At 67.9% G+C, this 18,625-nt stretch carries 14 protein-coding genes; 7 read left to right on the plus strand and 7 right to left on the minus strand.

Annotated features, from left to right (window positions below; genetic code table 11):
• The first annotated feature begins 91 nt into the window (after nucleotides 1-91).
• Entirely contained in the window at nucleotides 92-2,215 is a 2,124-nt protein-coding gene (locus EZE58_RS12665; RefSeq protein ID WP_009376697.1) for an FAD-dependent oxidoreductase, read from the plus strand.
• 31 nt (nucleotides 2,216-2,246) lie between these two features.
• On the plus strand, nucleotides 2,247-3,239 hold the full coding sequence (locus EZE58_RS12670) for a proline racemase family protein (RefSeq protein WP_009376699.1): 993 nt from the start codon (nucleotides 2,247-2,249) through the stop codon (nucleotides 3,237-3,239).
• Nucleotides 3,240-3,248: 9 nt separating this feature from the next.
• Here the strand turns inward: EZE58_RS12670 and EZE58_RS12675 are convergent, their stop codons facing one another.
• Both EZE58_RS12675 and EZE58_RS12680 read right to left on the minus strand, forming a co-directional pair.
• Nucleotides 3,249-4,502, minus strand: a complete 1,254-nt coding sequence (locus EZE58_RS12675) for a hybrid-cluster NAD(P)-dependent oxidoreductase (RefSeq protein ID WP_009376701.1) — start codon at nucleotides 4,500-4,502, stop codon at nucleotides 3,249-3,251.
• A 62-nt stretch (nucleotides 4,503-4,564) separates the two neighbouring features.
• Entirely contained in the window at nucleotides 4,565-5,899 is a 1,335-nt protein-coding gene (locus tag EZE58_RS12680; RefSeq protein ID WP_009376707.1) for an aromatic ring-hydroxylating dioxygenase subunit alpha, read from the minus strand.
• A 191-nt stretch (nucleotides 5,900-6,090) separates the two neighbouring features.
• Between EZE58_RS12680 and EZE58_RS12685 the strand changes: the two genes are divergently transcribed.
• Both EZE58_RS12685 and EZE58_RS12690 read left to right on the plus strand, forming a co-directional pair.
• On the plus strand, nucleotides 6,091-7,011 hold the full coding sequence (locus EZE58_RS12685; protein ID WP_167560672.1) for a LysR family transcriptional regulator: 921 nt from the start codon (nucleotides 6,091-6,093) through the stop codon (nucleotides 7,009-7,011).
• A 173-nt stretch (nucleotides 7,012-7,184) separates the two neighbouring features.
• Nucleotides 7,185-8,126: an ornithine cyclodeaminase family protein gene (locus EZE58_RS12690; RefSeq protein ID WP_009376709.1), complete on the plus strand. Its 942-nt coding sequence runs from the start codon at nucleotides 7,185-7,187 to the stop codon at nucleotides 8,124-8,126.
• A 7-nt stretch (nucleotides 8,127-8,133) separates the two neighbouring features.
• On the opposite strand, the gene EZE58_RS12695 is transcribed toward EZE58_RS12690, so the two are convergent.
• The 3 genes from EZE58_RS12695 to EZE58_RS12705 form a co-directional block, all read right to left on the minus strand.
• Nucleotides 8,134-8,808 carry a DUF6226 family protein gene (locus EZE58_RS12695; RefSeq protein ID WP_009376710.1) on the minus strand — a complete coding sequence of 225 codons (675 nt, stop codon included), beginning with the start codon at nucleotides 8,806-8,808 and terminating at the stop codon, nucleotides 8,134-8,136.
• A gap of 303 nt (nucleotides 8,809-9,111) precedes the next feature.
• The gene (locus EZE58_RS12700; RefSeq protein ID WP_009376713.1) at nucleotides 9,112-9,801 is read right to left on the minus strand and encodes a hypothetical protein; all 690 of its coding nucleotides are present in this window, start codon (nucleotides 9,799-9,801) and stop codon (nucleotides 9,112-9,114) included.
• A gap of 629 nt (nucleotides 9,802-10,430) precedes the next feature.
• Entirely contained in the window at nucleotides 10,431-10,880 is a 450-nt protein-coding gene (locus EZE58_RS12705; RefSeq protein WP_167560674.1) for a hypothetical protein, read from the minus strand.
• Nucleotides 10,881-11,457: 577 nt separating this feature from the next.
• On the opposite strand from EZE58_RS12705, the gene EZE58_RS17240 reads away from it, so the two are divergent.
• Both EZE58_RS17240 and EZE58_RS12715 read left to right on the plus strand, forming a co-directional pair.
• Nucleotides 11,458-14,271: a hypothetical protein gene (locus EZE58_RS17240; protein WP_009376717.1), complete on the plus strand. Its 2,814-nt coding sequence runs from the start codon at nucleotides 11,458-11,460 to the stop codon at nucleotides 14,269-14,271.
• Nucleotides 14,272-14,663: 392 nt separating this feature from the next.
• Nucleotides 14,664-15,650, plus strand: a complete 987-nt coding sequence (locus EZE58_RS12715) for a siderophore-interacting protein (protein WP_009376725.1) — start codon at nucleotides 14,664-14,666, stop codon at nucleotides 15,648-15,650.
• A 42-nt stretch (nucleotides 15,651-15,692) separates the two neighbouring features.
• On the opposite strand, the gene EZE58_RS12720 is transcribed toward EZE58_RS12715, so the two are convergent.
• A complete protein-coding gene (locus EZE58_RS12720; protein ID WP_009376727.1) occupies nucleotides 15,693-16,553 on the minus strand; it encodes a DMT family transporter in 861 nt (286 codons plus the stop codon).
• On the opposite strand from EZE58_RS12720, the gene EZE58_RS12725 reads away from it, so the two are divergent.
• Nucleotides 16,522-17,700, plus strand: coding sequence for a LysR family transcriptional regulator (locus EZE58_RS12725; protein ID WP_240941302.1), 1,179 nt, complete (start codon nucleotides 16,522-16,524; stop codon nucleotides 17,698-17,700). The genes EZE58_RS12720 and EZE58_RS12725 overlap by 32 nt on opposite strands.
• A 144-nt stretch (nucleotides 17,701-17,844) precedes the next feature.
• Here EZE58_RS12725 and EZE58_RS12730 read toward each other — a convergent pair.
• Nucleotides 17,845-18,625 (minus strand): HNH endonuclease signature motif containing protein (locus EZE58_RS12730; RefSeq protein WP_167560676.1); only part of this gene is annotated, 781 nt, incomplete at its 5' end.

Genomic DNA, 18,625 nt, shown 5'->3' on the forward strand with positions numbered 1-18,625 from the left:
GGAGAATCGACGATGGAAGCACGGTAGTCGGTAATCGATTACCTATTCCGCTCGTTCCCGGAAGGGAACCCGTTCCTGCGATGGAGGAGGAATGGACGACCCGCTGCTCCAGCCGTACGACCTCGGCGGACTCACTCTGCGCAACCGCATCGTCTCGACCTCGCACGAGCCGGCCTACACCGAACTCGGCATGCCCAAGGACCGGTACCGCCTCTACCACCGGGAGAAGGCGCGCGGCGGCGTCGGCCTGACGATGATCGGCGGATCCGCGATCGTCTCGCGCGACTCTCCTGCGGCCTTCGGCAACATCGACCTCTCGACCGACGAGGTGACCCCGTGGCTCGCGGCGATCGCCGAGGACTGTCATGCCGAGGGAGCGGCGGTGATGATCCAGGCGACCCATCTGGGCATGCGTTCGTCGAACTTCACCGGCGACTGGCTGCCGCTCGTCTCCCCCTCGCGCACTCGTGAGGCCGCGCACCGGTCGTTCACGAAGGCGCTCGAGGACTTCGACATGGATCGCATCGTCGCCGACTTCGCCGCCGCGGCCGCCCGGGTCGCCGACGCCGGCTTCGACGGCATCGAGATCATGCATGCCGGTCATCTCCTCGATGCGTTCCTCGCGCCCTGGCTCAACGAGCGCACCGACGACTGCAACGGCGGGCTCGCCGATCTCACGCGCTTCCCCCTCCGGATCATCGACGCCGTCAGGGAGGCCGTGCCCGACGGGTTCCTCGTCGGCATCAGGATGGCCGTCGACGAGCGCCGCGACGACGGGATGCGCGAAGACCGCGCAACCGATGTGCTCGAGGTCTACGCCGCCCACGGCATCGACTTCCTCAACCTCAACGTCGGCACGATCGGCTCCGACAGGGTGCTCGCCGAGGCGATCCCGGGCATGGGCACCCCTTCGGCCCCGTGGCTCGAGACGTGTCGGAGGATCCGGAAGGCGATCGAGATCCCCGTCCTCCATGCCGCGCGCATCGCCGATGTTCCGACCGCCCGGTGGGCGATCGAGGACGGCTGTCTCGATCTCGTCGGGATGACGCGGGCGCAACTGGCCGACCCCCATCTCGTCCGTAAGATCGCCGAGCACCGTGAGGACGACATCCGTCCCTGCGTGGGCGCGAACATGTGCCTCGACAGCATCTACACCTCCGGTTCGGCGACGTGCATCCACAATCCTGCGAGCGGCCGGGAGGCCGATCTCCCGCAGGAGGTCCCGAAGGATTCCGTCGCCGAGGTCAAGCACGTCGTCATCGTCGGGGCCGGCCCCGCAGGTCTCGAGGCCGCCCGCGTCGCCGCGGTCCGCGGGCACCGGGTCACCGTCCTCGAGGCCGACTCCGCGCCCGGCGGTCAGGTCCGCATCGCCGCCCGCTCCGAGCGCCGCCGGGACCTCATCGGGATCGTCGACTGGCGCGTCCAGCAGTGCGCCAAGCACGGTGTGGATCTGCGTCTCAACGCCTTCGCCGACGCCGAGGCGGTGCTCGCCCTCGATCCCGACGTCGTCATCGTCGCCACCGGGGGGATCCCCGACACCGGACCTCCGCTCGGCGGGACCCAGCCGTTCGACGTCTGGGACGTCATGGACGATCATCTGCGCGCGAAGTCCCGGGTGCTCGTCTTCGACGACCACGGAGCCTATCCCGCCCTCGATGCCGTCGAACGCCTCGCCCGGGGCGGACAGGAGGTCGTCTACGTCAGTCCCGAGCGGACCATCGGCATCGACGTCGGCTCGATGAACTCCCCCGCCTACCTGCGGGCATTCTCCGAATTCGGCGTCGACGTCCGCCTCGGCGAGCGCCTCGTCGCGGCAGCGCCCGAGGGGACGCGGGTCCGGGCAGGACTGCGCAACGAGTACTCCGATCTCGAGTCCGCGGTCGAGGCGGATGCCGTCGTCGTCGATCACGGGACGGTGCCCAACGACGACGTCTACCTCGAGCTGCGCGAACGCTCACGCAACCGGGGCGAGATCGACCTCGACGCCTGGGTACACGGGCATCCGCAGCCCGCGACCGGGCCATCGTCCCGTCCCACCACGGCTGACGAATCCGCCGAGGCGGCCGACGCTGCCGAGCAGCCCCGTCCCCCCACGCGTGCCGAGCCCGCCGAGGCCGCCGGGTCCTTCGCGCTCTTCCGGATCGGGGACGCCGTCGCCTCCCGCAACATCCATGCCGCGGTGCTCGAGGGCCTGCGGGTCGGGATGGGACTGTGACGCAGTGTCAGGGAAAGGGAGACCCACAGTGATGATAAAGACGGTCGACTACCACACGGCCGGGGAGCCGTTCCGGATCGTCGCGAACCCGCCGATCGACATCGCCGGGTCCGCCGTCGCCGACCGGCGGGCGAGCGCGATCGCCAGTCCGGAGGTCGACGGACTGCGTCGGCTGCTCTGCTTCGAACCGCGCGGGCATGCCGACATGTACGGCGGGTTCCTCGTCCCGCCCGATGATGACGGCGCGGACCTCGGCGTCCTCTTCTGGCACAAGGACGGGTTCTCCACCGCGTGCGGTCACGGGACGATGGCGCTCGGTGTCTGGGCGGTCGAGTCCGGGCTCATCCGCCCCGCCGAGGCGGGTCCCACCGAGGTCGTCATCGACGTCCCCTCGGGCAGGGTGAGGGCGAGCGTGCACACTGACGCCGAGGGCGCCGTAACCGCCGTCGACTTCGTCAATGTGCCCAGCCGCCTCGTCGCCTCAGGAGTCACGGTGGAGACGAGCCAGGGTCCCGTCGAGGTCGATCTCGCATGGGGCGGGGCGCTCTACGCCTGTGTCGAGGACAGCGGAATCGACGTCACTCCCGACCGCCTCGGCGAGCTCATCGCCTTCGGACGGGAGGTGAAGGCGGGACTGCGCGGACATCCGCTGACCGTCCACCCGGATGACGAGCGACTGAGCGGGGTGTACGGGACGATCGTCGTCGACCGGCTCGGCACCACCTCAGCCGGCGAGCTCCACCAGCGCAATGTCACGATCTTCGCCGACGGGCAGGTCGATCGGTCCCCGTGTGGGTCGGGCACAGCGGCAAGGGTCGCCGCCCTCCATGCGACCGGCGAGCTCGGTGACGGGCAGCGGCTCGTCCACGAGTCGATCGTCGGCACGCGCTTCACCGCGCGGGTCCTCGACGTCACCGATGACGGTGTCGTCCCCGTCGTCACCGGCACGGCGCACCAAGTCGCTGAGTCGAGCTTCACCGTCGACCCGAAGGATGACCTCGTCCCGGGCTTCGTCCTGCGGTGAGCGGCCTGCTCACCGGTCGATGACGAGGTCACTCAGCGGCGTCGAACAGCAGGGAAGGAACTTCCCGGCGGCGATCTCCTTCGGACGGATGCCGCCCTCATGGCTCATCTCGACCTCTCCGGAGAGGAGGTCGGACTTGCACGTCCCGCACATGCCCGACTCGCATGACGAGGGGACGGTCAGTCCTGCGGCGAGCGCGGCATCGAGCACGGTCGTCTCGGCGTCGCAGTCGACGGACAGGCCGCTCGCGGCGAACTCGACGGTGAAAGCCGGTGGCGCCGACGACCCCGTTCCCGCAGAGATCGGCGCTCCTGCGGAGAGCCTCGCTCCCGCGGGAACCGTCGCTCCTGCGGAAACCGTCACTCCCGAAGCGACCTTCGCTCCGGCGGAGACTGTCGCGCCTACACCCTCCGTCGCCGGGGTTCTGCGGCGAGCGAGCCGCTGCGCGGGAGTCGTCGCGAAGGCGAACGTCTCCTCGTGCACTCGGCTCACCCCCGCCTCGGCGAGCAGGGAACGGACGGTGTCCATGAATCCGCTGGGCCCGCAGACGAAGGCCTCCCGTTCGGTGAGGTCGGTGACCGACTCGAGGACGTCCCGGCGGATCCGACCGCGCGGACCGCTCCAGACCTCGGTCGCGGAGTCGCGGGAGCACATCGTGATGACGGTGATCCCGGGGACCTCGGCCAACTGGTCGAGTTCGGTGCGGAAGACGATGTCGTCGGGGGTCGAGGCGCTGTGGAGGAGGACGATGTCGATCGTCTCGGGAGGATTGCGGGCGAGCAGCGCACGGACCATCGACATGATCGGGGTGATCCCCGACCCCGCGGAGACGAAGAGGTGGCGGCGGGCGGGATGGAAGCTCGTGCTGAAGAGGCCGTACGGCCCGTCGACATGGAGTCGGTCACCGACCCGGAGCCGGTCGTGGAGGTAGGCCGAGACCGGACCCGCCTGTCGTTTGACGGTGATCGTCAGCGTGTTCGTGCCGAACGGCGCCGAGGAGATCGAGTAGCAGCGGTCGAGTCCGAGCTCGGGCACGTGCACCGTGAGGTACTGGCCGGGTTCGAAGTCGGCCCTGTTCAGCCACGGTGTCCACAGCTCAATCGTGATGACGTCGCGGGTGTTCGCGGTGATGGCAGTGCAGACGGCGAGACCGGTGATCCCCTCGTCCGTGTCGCGGAACTCGTCAGCGTCGCGGAGCTCGCCCGTGTCGCGGAGTCCGTCCGTGCCGCGGGGTCGGGCAGCGGGGGTCGCGAGTGCCGGCACTCGGAACCTCGACCTGCTCGGCGTTTCCGGTGCGACGAGCGGGAACGGCGACCTCACGTACCTCATCGCCCGCACACCCTCTCTCTGTGGGCCTTCAGCCGTTCGATGTACCACGTGCAGAACTCTTCGAGATGCGCCTCGGTGGGGGCATAGGGCCCCGGCAGGTACGCCGGCGACGACACCCCCAGCTGACCGCGTTCGCAGAAGGCCGCGTCCTGCTCGTTCGTCTTCATCCACACCGTCGTGAGGTTCTCCAGGTCGTAGTCGACGCCCTCCTCCGCCTCGGCGTCGACGAGCCACGTCGTGCGCACGAGCGTTCTGTCAGCGGCGAGGGGGACGAGGCTGAAGGTGACGATGTGGTCGGCCATCGCGTGGAACCACATGTTCGGTTGGACATGGAGTGAGGCCCGGCCCAGGGAGAAGGTGTCGAGGTCGCCGAGCAGTCTCGCCGAGGCGGCCGACCCGTCCATGGTGTACGACTCGCCGTGTCCGTCAAGGGCGGCGCGTTCGATCCTGAACCCGGTCGGGCGGCCGCTGAGCTCCTCGACGAGGGCAAAGGGAAGTCCGTTGCGGTCGCAGTCGTCGTGGAGTCGCCGTTCGGCGTCGAGGAAGCGCTGATAGGCCGGTTGCAGCCGGGGTGGGATCTCCTCGGGGGCGTACCCGTAGGTGGGGAAGAATGTGCAGGTGAGCTCCGGATGCCCGGCCTCGCAGTGGTAGCACTCGCGGTTGTTCTCCATGACGAGCTTCCAGTTCGAGTCCTCGATGAGGTCGACCTGTGCTGCGACCTTCGCTCCGGCGATGTCATGCGGGGCGATGTACGGCGCGATGACGTCGGCCACCTCGTCGATGTCGTCCGGCTCGGGTCCCAGGCAGACGAAGATGAGCCCGGCGATGGTGCGCACGCTCACCGAGCGCAGGGAGAAGCAGGCGGGATCGAAGCCCGGTGCCTGTGCTCCGGCGGAGATGAGCTCACCGCGGGGCGTGTAGGTCCACTGGTGGTAGCTGCAGACGATGTTGCCCACCGATCCGGCGAGGTCGCTCAGCAGTCTCGTCCCGCGATGGCGGCAGACGTTGTGGTGGACACGGATCTCGCCGTCGTCATCGCGGATGACGATGACCGAGTACGTGCCGATGTCGATGGTGACGAAGTCGCCGGGTTCGGGCACCTCGGCGACGGAGCCGACGAAGATCCACGTCGAGGCGAAGATCGCCTCGACATCGCGGGCGAAGAAGTCGGGACTGGTGTAGAACGGGGCCTCGAGCGAGTACCCGGGGCGGCGCTCGTCGATGAGCTCATCGAGCCCGCGTGGATCCGTTCCGGGGACGACCGTCCTGTCGGGATCGAGCCCGCGTGCCCGCGTTCGGGGATCGACTGTGCTGTCGGGGAGCAGGGTCATCGGTTCCACCACCTTGTCGCGTCGGGGGCATCGGCGCCGGCGACCGAGCACCCCGGGCAGCGACCGCCTCGCAGCGGCTGTCGCGGCGCGGACCCAGCGCCGGAGGGACTTCGCCGTTCCCTCTCAGTCTCCGCCCCCACCTCGGCGAAAGGAAGCGAATCATTTTGTCCGCGATCATGCAAGAATATTGCATGATCGATCGTCGTCTCCACGTCCTCCGCGTGCTCGCCGAGGTCGGCACCGTCACCGCCGCCGCGGAGCGGCTCGGGTACACGCCGTCGGCAGTGTCGCACCAGCTGCGGACCCTGTCGAAGGACCTCGGGGTGACCGTGCTCGAGCAGCGCGGGCGGATGCTCGCACTCACCCCGGCGGGGCAGATGCTCCTCGACCGCACGCAGGAGCTGTTCACCCGGTGGGAGGAGATCCGCGGCGAGCTCGCATCGTTCGGTCCCGCCACGGGCACGCGGACGCTGCGCCTGTGCGGGTTCTCGACGGCGGCGGCGAGCCTGCTCCCGCTCACCGCCGACCGGGTGATGGGCGCGCATCCGGACTGCACCGTGCGGATCATCGAGGCGGACCCGCAGGAGTGCTTCGACCTCCTCGTCGCCGACCAGGCCGACATCGCCGTCGTCGTCGCCACCGATCCGCTGCCGCCGCGCAGCGACACCCGCTTCGAGCAGTCGGCGCTCTTCAGTGACCGTCTCGACCTCCTCGTCCCCAGCCGCCACCGTCTCGCCGGCCGGGAGTCGGTCGCGCTCGGTGAGGCGGCGGAGGAACGGTGGATCCTTGACCGGCCCGGCACGCCCTACCACCGGCTCGTCCGTACGGCATGCGCGGCCGCAGGGTTCTTCCCCGAGGTCGCCCACGAGTCCCACGAATGGGAGACCGGTGCGGCGCTCGTCTCCGCCGGACTCGGCGTCGCGCTCGCTCCCCGGCTCGCTCACCTGCCCGAAGGCTACGACGTCGTCCGGGTCCCCCTCCGAGGCGACCCGGTCCCCTCCCGAAAGATCCTCACCGGGGTCCGCAGCGGTTCGGCCGATCAACCGCTCATCGCCGAGGCACTGACAATCCTCGCCGAGGCGGCCGCCGCTGCCGCCCGACGCGCGGTGTGAGGGGCGACCCCTTCCACCCGCCGGGGTCGCCTTCGCCACGCTGACCCTCCACCCCGGCAGGCCCTCCATCGCGGCTGACGCCGCTTCCTCCCGGCAGAATCCGTTCGGAATTGTGGGTGCGATCACATAGTGTGGCAGGACAGCCGTGGCACCCGCACCAGTGAGGAGAACCCATGGACGACGTGAGCTATCTCGACGCCGAAGCCGTGTTCGCGGCCCTCTCCCCCGCCGAGGCGGTCTCCGCTCTCCGCGAGACGCTGGCCGGGGGATTCGATCCCAGTGACGACATTCCCCGGACCGTCACCGACATCAGCGCGGGGAACATGATCTTCATGCCCTCGGAGTTCGGACAGTGGGTCGGGGTCAAACTCGTCGGAGTCTCGACAGGCAATGCCGAACGCGGGCTGCCCCGCATCCTCGGCCAGTACCTCATGTACGAGGCCTCCACGCTGCGCCTGCGCACGGTCATCGACGGCGCGGCACTGACGACCCTGCGCACTCCCGCCGTGTCCGTCGCCGCAGTCCTGCCCGCGCTCTCGCGCTTCCCGGACCCGGTGAAGGTCGTCATCTTCGGCGCCGGGCCCCAGGGGATCGGTCATGCCGACACGATCAGGGCGGAGCTCGACGTCGCCGAGGCGGTCTTCGTCGTCCGCTCCCCCGACCGGGTCGGCGACGAGGTGCGAGATCGTGGACGGGTACTCGCGGCAGGGTCGGAGGAAGCGAACGAGGCCCTGCGCGACGCCGACATCGTCGTCGCCGCGACCACCGCGCGCACGCCGCTCTTCGACGCCGATCTCGTCCGCCCCGGTGCCGTGGTGCTTGCGTGCGGCTCGCATGATCCGCACGCACGGGAGCTGCCGGCGGAGCTGTTCGCTCGCTCAGAGGTCGTCGTCGAGGACCTCGACACCGCCCTGCGCGAAGCCGGGGACGTCGTCCTCGCGATCACCGATGGTGCCCTCGACGCGGACACGATCGTGACGATGAAGCAGGTGAGCACGGGCGAGGTCACGCTTGACGCGGACCGCACGCTGATCTTCAAGGGGTCGGGGATGTCGTGGGAGGACCTCGCCGTCGCGGCGAAGCTCGTCGAGACCGTCGACCGCGGCGAACGGTGAGCTGCGGTCAGGCCCATTCCTGCATGGGCCGGGGTGTCCAATCGGGGAACCACGGTCGTGACCGATGTCTGGCCTGGCGGTGGGTGATCTCCCCGGAGAATTCTCCGGCGGCGTCGAACGAGGTGCGGTAGCCGGAGTACCGGCCTCCTGATTGCGCTTCGATGGAGCCGTCGACGACGGAGAAGATGAGGCTGTCGAGCTGCTGGAGGAGGACGTCGGAACCGTAGTCGCAGAAGTCGCAGCCGCAGTCGGGCACGCGGGCGAGAGACACGGCCGGATCGCCGAGGGCGACGACGACGTTGGCGACGCGGTCGATTCCGTCGTCGTCGGCGACGAAGTCGTTGAATCCGATGACGAGCTCGGGGTTGCCCTCGACGTCACTTGTGAGGATCGCGCTGCGGTCGGCCACGGAGAGGAAGGGGTCGTCGCTGGCCCAATCGACCGGGTGGTCGGCGACGCGGATGCCGCGTCGGGCGAGCACATTGATCCACGCCCGCGCGCGTGCGTGGACGATGGCGAATTTCTCATGATCGGTCACGTCCGACCAGCCGTCGGGGGCCGGTCCTCCGCCCCACTCGAACTCGGGGTCGAGGTGGGGGTCCTCCCACCTCGGCGTGCGCGACCCGGTGGCGCGGAAGTCCTCCTCGACCTCACGGAACAGCGCGGCAGCCCTCTCTGACACCGGAAGAGTCGCAATAGCGGGATTCCACCGCTGGTCAGAGGGGTCTTCGTAAGATCGGGCAAGGTTGCTTCGCAGCTCCTGCCCCCAGAAAGTCATGGTTCGATCTTAGACTGCTCGTTCCGCCGCGGAGTCAACACTTCGTCACAGCGGGTCACTGCCTGGTCACCAATCATCGAACGTCACTCCTCTGCGATGTCCTCACGGCGTTCGAGCACGTCGGCGGGGCCGTCGGGCCGCGCCGCGCAGCCGTCATAGGTGCAGGTGTGCTTGCCGTCGCATCAGGTCCGTTCGTCGCCGACACCGTCAGTCCTGCAGTCGGGTCGTTCCCTCGTATCCCCCTGAGGTGTTGAGCTGCTTGGCGTAGCAGTGGTCGGGCCCCAGACCGTTCGAGGAGCACCAGGCGAGTGCGTCCTCGGGGTCGCTGTAGCCGATGCCGACGACGGTCACCCAGAAATCGTCCTCTTTGAAGCTCGAGAAATCACCCGACCACACCAGTTGTACCCGGGGATACTCGTTGCGGAATTCCTCGTATTCGGCGAGGATGTCCGCTTCCTTCCACGTCTTTCCCTCGGCTTCGAGGCCGACTCGCTTCGAACTCAGCTGGGGAACCCATTTGCCGTTGAGGTCCTTGACCACCGAGGGGCGGTCGCGGTCGACGATTTGGTCGAGCGCCTCCTTCGGGTCATCGGGGAGTTCGGGCGATGACTCTGCGGTCGGCGTGGTCTCCGCACTCGGCCCGCCGGACGGCGACGGCGAGACCGAGCCGGACGGGGAGCTGGCGACTGTCGTCTCACCCGAGTCGTCCTGGGTGAAGAACATCGCCGCGCCCCACCCGATGGCACCGGCGACCACGACTGCGAGAACGATGAAGAGTCCGATGACGCCCCTGCGACGGCGTCGATCGGTCGTCGGCGCCGCAGACCGACCCGGGCCTGCGGCAGCGAACCCGACCCCTTGCTGGTGGGGCCCCATCTCCTGCTGCTGGGATCGCATCCCTTGTTGGTAGGGCCCCACTCCCTGCTGATGGGGCTCCATTCCCTGCTGGTGGGGTCCCGCCTCCGGCTGACGAGGAGGAACGCCAGGGCGCTCGGACGCCAGACGCGCGGGCTCGTGTCCCGGATGCTCCTGCTCCCCACCGGGACGCTCTGCTCCGTTCGGGTGCCGCGCCGACGCCGGCTGCTGAGCGGCGATGAAGGGCGAGGCCTCGTTCGGGCGGCCCCATCCCGTCTCCGCTGGGGGACCCCATGCTCCAGGGGCGCCGGCACCCGCGCTGCCCTGTCGAGCAGCCTCGGCGCCGTCGGCGGGACCTCGGTCCCAGCCGTCATCGGACCCCGATCCCCAACCGGTCTCCGCGGCAGGCCCCCATGCGTCCGCGTCACCGGCCCGCGGGCCACGGCCGGGCTGAGGTCCTCCGCTCGCATCATCGCGCGGCCACCCATCGTTCTGGCCACGCCCGCCTCGGGAAGGGTTGTCGCTCATCGGCAGCTCCAGATCGGTCGTCGGACACAGAATTCTGAGAAAAACTCCCTCTGCTGTTTCCAGCCTAATATAGGATGCCACTACAGATGGATATGTCGTTGCGAATGACTGATCACGTCCCCATCAGCCCGGCGCAGCAGGCATCATTGGCGGCAATGAGGTCGGCGACGCACTCGGGCCTGAGCAGTCGAAGGATTCCCCATGAGCACATCGTCCCAGAACCCCGAAGAGCGGTCCCCCGACAGTTCGAAGCGCAGCCCCGAGCACGGCTCCGCGACACCGTCGAAACCCGCGAAGCCGTCGGAAGCTACTAAGCCATCGGAAGCCGCGAGGCCGTCGGGGACCACGAAGCCGTCAGAAACTGCGAAGCCGTCGGCTGCCGGGAAGCCGTCAGCGGCACCGAAGAAGCCCTCCGCCGAGCCCGCCCGCAGCAGCACCCGTCCCGGCAGTTCGGCGTCCGGCAGTTCTGGTCCCGGCAGCTCGACGCCCGACAGCTCTGATCCCAGCAACTCTGATCCCGGCACCTCTGACACCAGCAGCTCCAATCTCAACAGCTCCGCGTCCAGCGGCACCGATGCGGAAGACACCGTCACAGCCGCGCCAGCAGTGGACAGTCGCGAATCGACTTCTCAGAGCGCACCGGGCTCGGACACGAGGGCACCGGGCTCAGGTTCGGACACGAGCGCGCCGACCGAGCAGTTCCCGCGCTTCTCCCCGGAAGCCGCTGCCCAGCAGAACTCCGTGTACTCGCCGGAAGGTTCGCCCTCCCCAAAGCAGGGGACCCCTTACTCCCCGGAAGGATCCGGGTCCCGGCAGCCACAGGGCGAATCCACGCACGGTGCCCCTCCTCAGGGAACTCCGAATCCCCCGTCGACGCCGCCGTGGCAGGGGGCGGGGTCGCAGCATCCGCCCCAGGGGCCCGCTCACCAGGGAGCATCACCGTACCAGGATGCGCCGTATCAGGGAGCCGCCTCGCAGGGATCGCCGTATCAGGGTGCCGCCTCGCAGGGTGCGCCACACCCCCAGCAGGGCACGCCGTACCAGGGTTCACAGTATCCCCAGCAGGGGGCGACCCCGCAGGGCATTCCCTATCCCACATCGAGCGCGGGACCCTCGCCGCGGGCGGCGACATACCTGGCACCGCTTGCCCGCGGAGCCACGTGGAAGGCGGTGCTCATTCCTCCGGGGATCGCCCTGGCCGCCGGCATCCTCGTGTCGATCATCCTCACGGTCGTCGTCATGTCGACCGCCGAGGTCGATTCGGCCTCCCAGACCATGGGCGCGGACACCGACAAGATCGGCTACGCCCTTCCATTCGTCCTCATGGCTCTGGCCCTGTTCGGTTCGGCCGCGTTCCGCTTCGACCTGCAGATCGAGGACTTCGCCTCCGCGAACGGCGCACTCCACCTCTCCGGCGCCCCACTGCTCGTCACGCTCGTCGTCCTCGGGACCCTGTGGTGGTTCACCCAGTGGAGCGAGCGACGCCAGCCGTCTCCCAACCGCGGGTCGACGTGGATCCGGATCGGAATCTCCGCGCTGGCGTTCACCATCGTGCTCTTCCTGCTCCAGCTCATCTTCGCGGCACGGTTCGCGCTCATGGAAGGCGGCGGTGCCGCGCAGTTCGAGTTCTCGGCGGTGACTGCGCGCTCGTTCTTCGTCCCTCTGCTCGTCATCGCCGCGGTGAGCGCGTGGGGCCGAGTCGCCGGCCACTTCAAGGGCACAGAGGCGATCGGCGCCCCGTTCCTCCGCTGGGCTGTTCCGCCTCTGCTCGTCGCATGGGTCCATCTCGTCGTCATGGTCGCCGTGATGTCGATCGTGGCGATCTTCGTCCTGCCCTTCGGTCTCGACGTCCCCGGCCAGGTGGTTCCGCTCGTCTTCATCACGATGGGTCTCATCCTCACTCTGCTCGTCCACCTCGGCGGGGTGACGTTCTCGATACAGGGTGGCTTCGGTTCGGGATCGGGTGGCTTCTCGGACTCGGGAACGTTCTCCGAGTCACTGACGATCTTCAGCGACGAGGCTCCCGGGCAGCTGTGGTTGGGTCTGCTCGCCGTCGTCGTCGCGGTCCTCGCCGCAACGCTCGTCGCCACGGTGACGCGGCAGCCGCGGTGGACGGTGCAGGGTCAGGATCCGAATCAGTGGCATTCTGCGTGGAGGATCCCGCTCGCCTTCGCCGCGGTGTGGGGGATCCTCTCGCTGACGGCGATCCCGATGCGGGCCTCTGTGCGCGGTTCGGCCGGAGCGACGGATGTCTTCGGGTCGATGGCTGCCGGACAGGCCGCACTGAGCACCTTGGCGTGGTCGTTCCTCGTCTTCGCAGTCTGGGGCGGCCTCATCGAGGTGCTCTCGCGCACGCTCGGGCCGCGCCTGGCGCTGACGATGCCTGCGGTGACGCGGTTCCTCGCCGGTCGGGCGACGCACCCGCACTGGGGTCGCGAACTCGGCATGAGCGCTCCGGAGTATCCGCTCATCCATCGCAGCGCGGTCTCCGGCACGCGATCGGGCCAGACACCGCCTCCGCCGCCGCAGACTCCGTTCGGCCCGGCCGGTCCGCAGTCGGGAGCACTGCAGGATTCGAGCGGCAATCCGATTTCGCAGTCAGCACCCGGCTCGGCGTCACAGCCTGCTTCCGGGACGACGTCTCGGTCCGCCTTCGATTCGGCCCTCCACGCGGCCTCCGGCTCGACTGCACAGTCCGCCTCCGGGGCTGCGGATCCATCCGTCTCGGGATCAGCGGCGCAGTCCGCCCCAGACTTCGCCGGACCCTCATCTTCGTGGAGCGCAGACCCATCGCCGAGTCAGACCGGCACGGGATCCACGCGCGCGTGGTCGGAGGCGGGCACCTATTCCGGGGCAGCGTCGGCACCAGCGCAGTCTGCGTACGACGGGCGATCCCCCGGCGCGTCGGGAGGCCCGGCCAAGCCGTTCGACCGGAAGAAGGCCACCGTCGTCGGCGTCATCAGCGGAGTCTCGGTCCTCGTCATCGTCGCCGCGCTCATCGTCGTCACCCAGGTCAACGGTCGGATGTTCGGCCCGGAAGCGGCCGTCGAGAAATACCTTGACCGACTGGCCGACGGAGACGCCGAAGGGGCGCTGTCGATCGCGGATGTCGATGTGCCGGCGGAGCAGAGGCAGCTGCTCACCAACGACGTCCTCGGCGCCGCCAAGGCTCTGCCCACGGACATCACCGTCGCCGATGCCGACGTCTCCGACGACCAGGCCACGGTGTCGGCGACCTTCGACCTGGGAGGAAGCAAGAGCACGACCGACTTCTCCCTGGTCAAGTCGGGTAAGACTGCTCTGTTCTTCGACGATTGGAAGCTGCAGTCACCTGAGCTGTCCTACCTCGCGGTGGAGACTCCCGGGCTGACGACGGTCAAAGTCAACGGCATCGATGTCGACACAGACGGCAGTCAGCTGGCGCTGCCGGCGTTCCCGGCGCTCTACGAAGTGGGGCTCGCCGAGCAGACAGAGCTCATCTCCGCCGACCCCATCGAGGCACGGACGTTCTTCGCCGGCAGCGTCGACGATGCGGACATGGAGGGCGTCGAACCGGCTCTCCTCGCGGCGCAGCCGACCGATGCGTTCCGCAGCGAGGTCGACAAGCAGGTCAAGACCCTCATCGACAGCTGCGCGCAGAAGACCGTCGCCCAGCCCGACGGGTGCCCGTTCGGCTCGTTCAGCGCCGAGAGCTACGACGCGACGAACATCAAGTGGTCCACCTCCTCGTATCCCACGGTCACCGTGGCGGACAGCTCGTCGGATCCGTACTACGACCTGGGAGAGACGACCGGCCCCAACGGCGGTCCTGCCTGGGCCGTCACCTCGGTGACCGAGGGAGAGGCGTTCGTCACCGGCAACTATGATTCGTTCTTCGATGATGACGGCACGTTCGATGACACGGTGACGTTCTCCGTGGACGGGACGGCTGAGATCGTCGACGGGAAGGTCGTCATCACCATCAACGACGGCTACGGATACTGAGACGCCGGGGAATTCGCGGGCCGGGCCGGTGCGCGGTCCACGCTCACATAGGCCCGGCCGCAGCACGCCCCCGCGCCCGCCTTCCCGGTACGCCTGCCAACCCGGGGCACACCATGCCCGGCTCACATCGGCCCGGCGCACAGCACGACCCCGCTCGCGCCGGCCCGGTGCACAGCATGCCTGGCTCGCATCGGTCCGGTGCGCCGTCTCTTCGCGCGCCCGACCTGACACGGGAAGTCCGTGCTCGCACCCGGCCGCCGTCGGGACGTCGGTTGAATCACATCGGCGATCAGACAGTGTGGAAAGGCTACCCTTATCTGTAGACTCGACGTGAACGAACGTCCATCGTCGCCGCGGGGTCTCGACTCGCCGCGGGGGCCAGAGGAGAACCCGTGTCACGAGCATCCATCAACGCCTTCGAAGCCACCGTCATCGGCATCGAGGATCTCAGTCCCGCCTTCCGTCGCATCACGTTCGGAGGTCCCGGACTCGCCGGCTTCGGCGTCACCGACCATCCGCGCGACCTGAGGATCAAGCTCGTCATTCCCCCAGGCGGCACGACCGCTCCCGCTTTCGACCTTGTGGGGTTCTTCAGCGAGCAGGCACAGGCCGGGACCTCGTGGTACCAGGCGTGGTTGCAGCTCGACGAGGCGCTGCGCGGGTGCATGCGCACGTACACGGTCCGCGAGTGGCGAGACGAGGCCCGTGAGCTCGTCGTCGACATGGTCCTTCACACGGACGAGGCAGGACATTCGGGTCCGGCCGCGAGCTGGGCCGAGACCGCAGAGATCGGTCACCGCCTTCACATCATCGGACCGTCGCGCGATCACGACGGCGATTACGGCGGGATCGAGTTCCGATCCGGCGACGCCGATCAGCTCCTCCTCGCCGGAGATGAGACCGCCGTGCCGGCCATCGCCTCGATCCTCGAATCACTGGTCGGGGGCAGCGTGCGTGGGAAGGCGGTCATCGAGGTCCCCAGCCCTGCCGATGTCCTCGATCTCACCCTCCCCGACGGATTCGAGATCGAATGGCTCCCCCGTGGTGATGCTGAGTTCGGCGCCAAACTCGAGCCCGCAGTCCGGGCGGCGGTGAAGGCGGAGAGAAGGGTCCTCGCCGAGGTGGGAGGATCAGGCTCGGGCGTCGAGCTCCCGGACGTCGACATCGATTCCGAGATCCTCTGGGACGTTCCCTCCCAGCTCTCTCAGGCCGCCCAGAGCAGTTCGAGCGACAGCACGGCCCGGCCGTTCTACGCGTGGATCGCCGGTGAGGCGGGACCGGTCAAACGCCTGCGTCGGTATCTTGTCCAGGAGATCGGCGTCGATCGCAAACAGGTGGCGTTCATGGGCTATTGGCGTCAGGGCAAGGCCGAAGGCTGAGCGGATCACACCGCCGTCCGTGCGCCTTGGGGCGTGCTTCGGTCAGCCCGAGCGCTCGGCGGACGCTCGCAGCGAGCTCACGATCTGCGGTCCGATCGCACATGCGGCCCCAACGAGGCAGAGGACTCCGCCCGCGGCTGCCAGCGGCGGCGGCACCTCGGCGAGGATGATCCATGAGAGAAGAACGACGATCGCCGGGACGAGAAGGCTTGAGGAGCTGAGCAGGCCGGCCGGGAGAACGCGGATAGCGAATCCCCAGAGATTGAACGCGATCGCAGTCGGCACGACGCCGAGGTAGACGACCTGGAGGGTGATGCCGATGGGTGCGGCGGCCACCTCGGCGACGAGGCTCGGAGTGAAGACGAGACACGCAACTGTGCCGGCGAGGATACCGAGCCACGTCACGGTCACGGAGTCCTCGCGCGAGAGGAAGTGCTTCTGGAGGAGCACACATGCCGCGTAGAGCACGGCGGCGACGAGGCTGAGGACCAGTCCACCTAAGGTGATGACTCCGGTGAAACTCGCTGCCGTGATCAGCCCGATGCCGCCGAGCGAGATGAGTATGCCGAGCAGGAGGCGCCAGGGCAGCCCCTCGCGGAGGACGATGCCTGCGAAGACCGCGATGATGAGCGGTGCGACATTGACGATCATCGAGGCGGTGCCGGCGTCGATGGAATGCTCCGCTGCGTTGAGGACGACGACATAGGCGGCGAACCACGCCACTCCCCAGAGGGCGACGATGAGCCAGGCGCGCATCGATGAGGGGAACCGCGGGCGCCGGATGAGCATCCACAGCGAGAGCACGGCGGCTGCGGCAAGGCAGCGCAGCAGTGCCATCGCTCCGGGGTTGAAGTGGGCAGCTGCGTCACGGATGACGACGAAGGACGACGCCCAGAAGACCATGGTCAGCAGTGCGGCAACCCATGGCAATGCGGGGAAGCGGACGGAGAGAGGCAGCGATCGGCCGGTCGGCGCGGTGGCCAGCGGTGTCGCCGTGGTGTCCACAGCGTCGTCGGCTGCCCTCGACGAGCCTTCTCGCTCTGGATTGCGTCTCATATCTGTGATTATTACGGTTCTCATCGTAAGGGAAAAGCGCACGCTCTTGCACAACTGTGCACGGTATTCGTACGGTTGGGGTATGCACTCCGTCGCGCATCTGCAGTCATTCAAGTCGGTCGCGATGACGGGCTCGGTCCGCTCTGCCGCTCATCATCTCGGACTCTCACCGTCAGCCGTCAGTCATCATCTCAAGCTGCTCGAACGCGAAACCGGTCTCACCCTATTCACCCGGCGCGGACGCGGACTGTGCCTGACAGAAACGGGCGCCTCCATCCTCGGAGAGATAGAGGCGGTTCTCGATTCATCGAGTCGACTGCAGCAGCGGATCTCCGAACTGCAGGAGAGCCGTGTGAACCGGCTGTCGATCGGGTACTTCGCGTCGGCTGGGACGAGATGGCTGCCGGAGCTCGTCGCCTACCTCGAGAACCGCTACCCTGATACCGCCGTTCAGCTCAATCTCGCGGAAGGACCGTGGAGGGAGCTGAGCTCCGATATTCAGCTGGTCATCTCTGAGTCGCAGGAACTGCGCTTTCCCGTCGAGGTCGACAGCAACCTGCTCGTCGCAGACCCGTATGTCGTCGCTGTTCCCGACGACCATCGGATCGCCTCTCGCGACTCGATCTCGCTCGCTGAGCTCGAAGAGCTGCAGTGGATCGACAATGACATCGGCGACGGACCCTGCCGAACGATTCTCTTCGACGCATGTGCGCGAGCCGGCGTACGGATCCACTTCAAGCATGAGGCGCATTCCTTCCCGACGGCCCTGCACATGGTCAGTCGCGGACTCGGTGTGACGATCCTTCCCCGGCTCGGCATCGACCCGCTGCCGCCGGGAGTGCGAATCGTGCCACTGGCGGATCCCGCTCCGACGCGATACATCCACGCAATCAGCGATCCGGGGCATCCGCAACAGGAGCTCATCGCCGATGCCATCTCCGCCTTGCGGGATCTCGCTGTCAACGACACCCCACAGACTCCTTCTCACGGATGACATCGCACTAATGGCGTCATACGGATTACTTTCTACGGATGGCGTCATACAAATGGCGTCGCACGGATGACGTCATGCGGATGAGGTCCGAGAGATTGCGTGAACAGGTGCTTCAACTCAGCCGATGAGGACAGGGCTGTGCCCTCACCCGGTGCCCCGCTGTTGATCCTGACCAGTCCCGTCAGAGTGATCATCTCTCACCGTGTCGGGGTGGTCGTCGAAGAGGGACGCGATGATCTCCTCGGCCAGGAACCGCGGATGCAACAGTGGTCGTCGGGCAGGATCCACCGACGCCGGTGGTCTCCACGCCGGACGCCCATCCAGAAGCATGAGCATCTCCCAGTCGCAGCGATCCAACAGGTGATGGTGGGCACTGCAGGCCAGAGCCAGATTGTTGATCGTCGTCTTCCCACCCCTGGCCCAGGGCACCACATGATTGGCCTCACACCACCCCGGGGGCGCATCACACCCGGGGAACGTACACCCCTTGTCACGGGCGGTGATGACCGCGACCTGTTTCTTGTTCGCGAACCGTTTCTCCGTCATCACCTGCATCGTGTGCGCGGTCTCACTCATGAGGTGGAAGAACACGTCCCCGTTGAGCCCGTTGGTTACGAGTTCGTGGATCGGGATCGGGGTCTCGACCCCGGTCGTGCCCTCCCCAGTCCGATGAGCGAGGTCCTCAGCGGTCGCGGTCACCACGAGAGCGTAGGGGGATCCGGTGCCGGCCTGGTCCATGCTGATCCGAGAGATCAGGGTGGCGAAGCGTTCATAGATCCACGCCCGCGCCGAAGGCCGCTGCCCGGTGAGGTCGACCGGGGTGCCGTCCTCACGCACCCCGACCCCGACCGGGAAACCGGAAGCCACGCCGCCTGTGGTGTTGGTCGGATCGGTGATTCCGGCCGAAGTGGCAGAACCCGTGCCG

This window comes from Brevibacterium sp. LS14 (assembly GCF_012027885.1).
GTDB classification, from domain to species: domain Bacteria; phylum Actinomycetota; class Actinomycetes; order Actinomycetales; family Brevibacteriaceae; genus Brevibacterium; species Brevibacterium casei.

Bases quoted from the DNA above. Each gene is read 5' to 3' on its own strand.
- EZE58_RS12665 (WP_009376697.1), top strand. From the start codon at position 92: ATGGACGACCCGCTGCTCCAGCCGTACGACCTCGGCGGACTCACTCTG.
- EZE58_RS12725 (WP_240941302.1), top strand. From the start codon at position 16,522: ATGACGACGAAGGACGACGCCCAGAAGACCATGGTCAGCAGTGCGGCA.
- EZE58_RS12720 (WP_009376727.1), bottom strand. From the start codon at position 16,553: ATGGTCTTCTGGGCGTCGTCCTTCGTCGTCATCCGTGACGCAGCTGCC.
- EZE58_RS12680 (WP_009376707.1), bottom strand. From the start codon at position 5,899: ATGACCCTGCTCCCCGACAGCACAGTCGATCCCCGAACGCGGGCACGC.
- EZE58_RS12700 (WP_009376713.1), bottom strand. From the start codon at position 9,801: ATGCGATCCCAGCAGCAGGAGATGGGGCCCCACCAGCAAGGGGTCGGG.
- EZE58_RS12670 (WP_009376699.1), top strand. From the start codon at position 2,247: ATGATAAAGACGGTCGACTACCACACGGCCGGGGAGCCGTTCCGGATC.
- EZE58_RS12685 (WP_167560672.1), top strand. From the start codon at position 6,091: ATGATCGATCGTCGTCTCCACGTCCTCCGCGTGCTCGCCGAGGTCGGC.
- EZE58_RS12690 (WP_009376709.1), top strand. From the start codon at position 7,185: ATGGACGACGTGAGCTATCTCGACGCCGAAGCCGTGTTCGCGGCCCTC.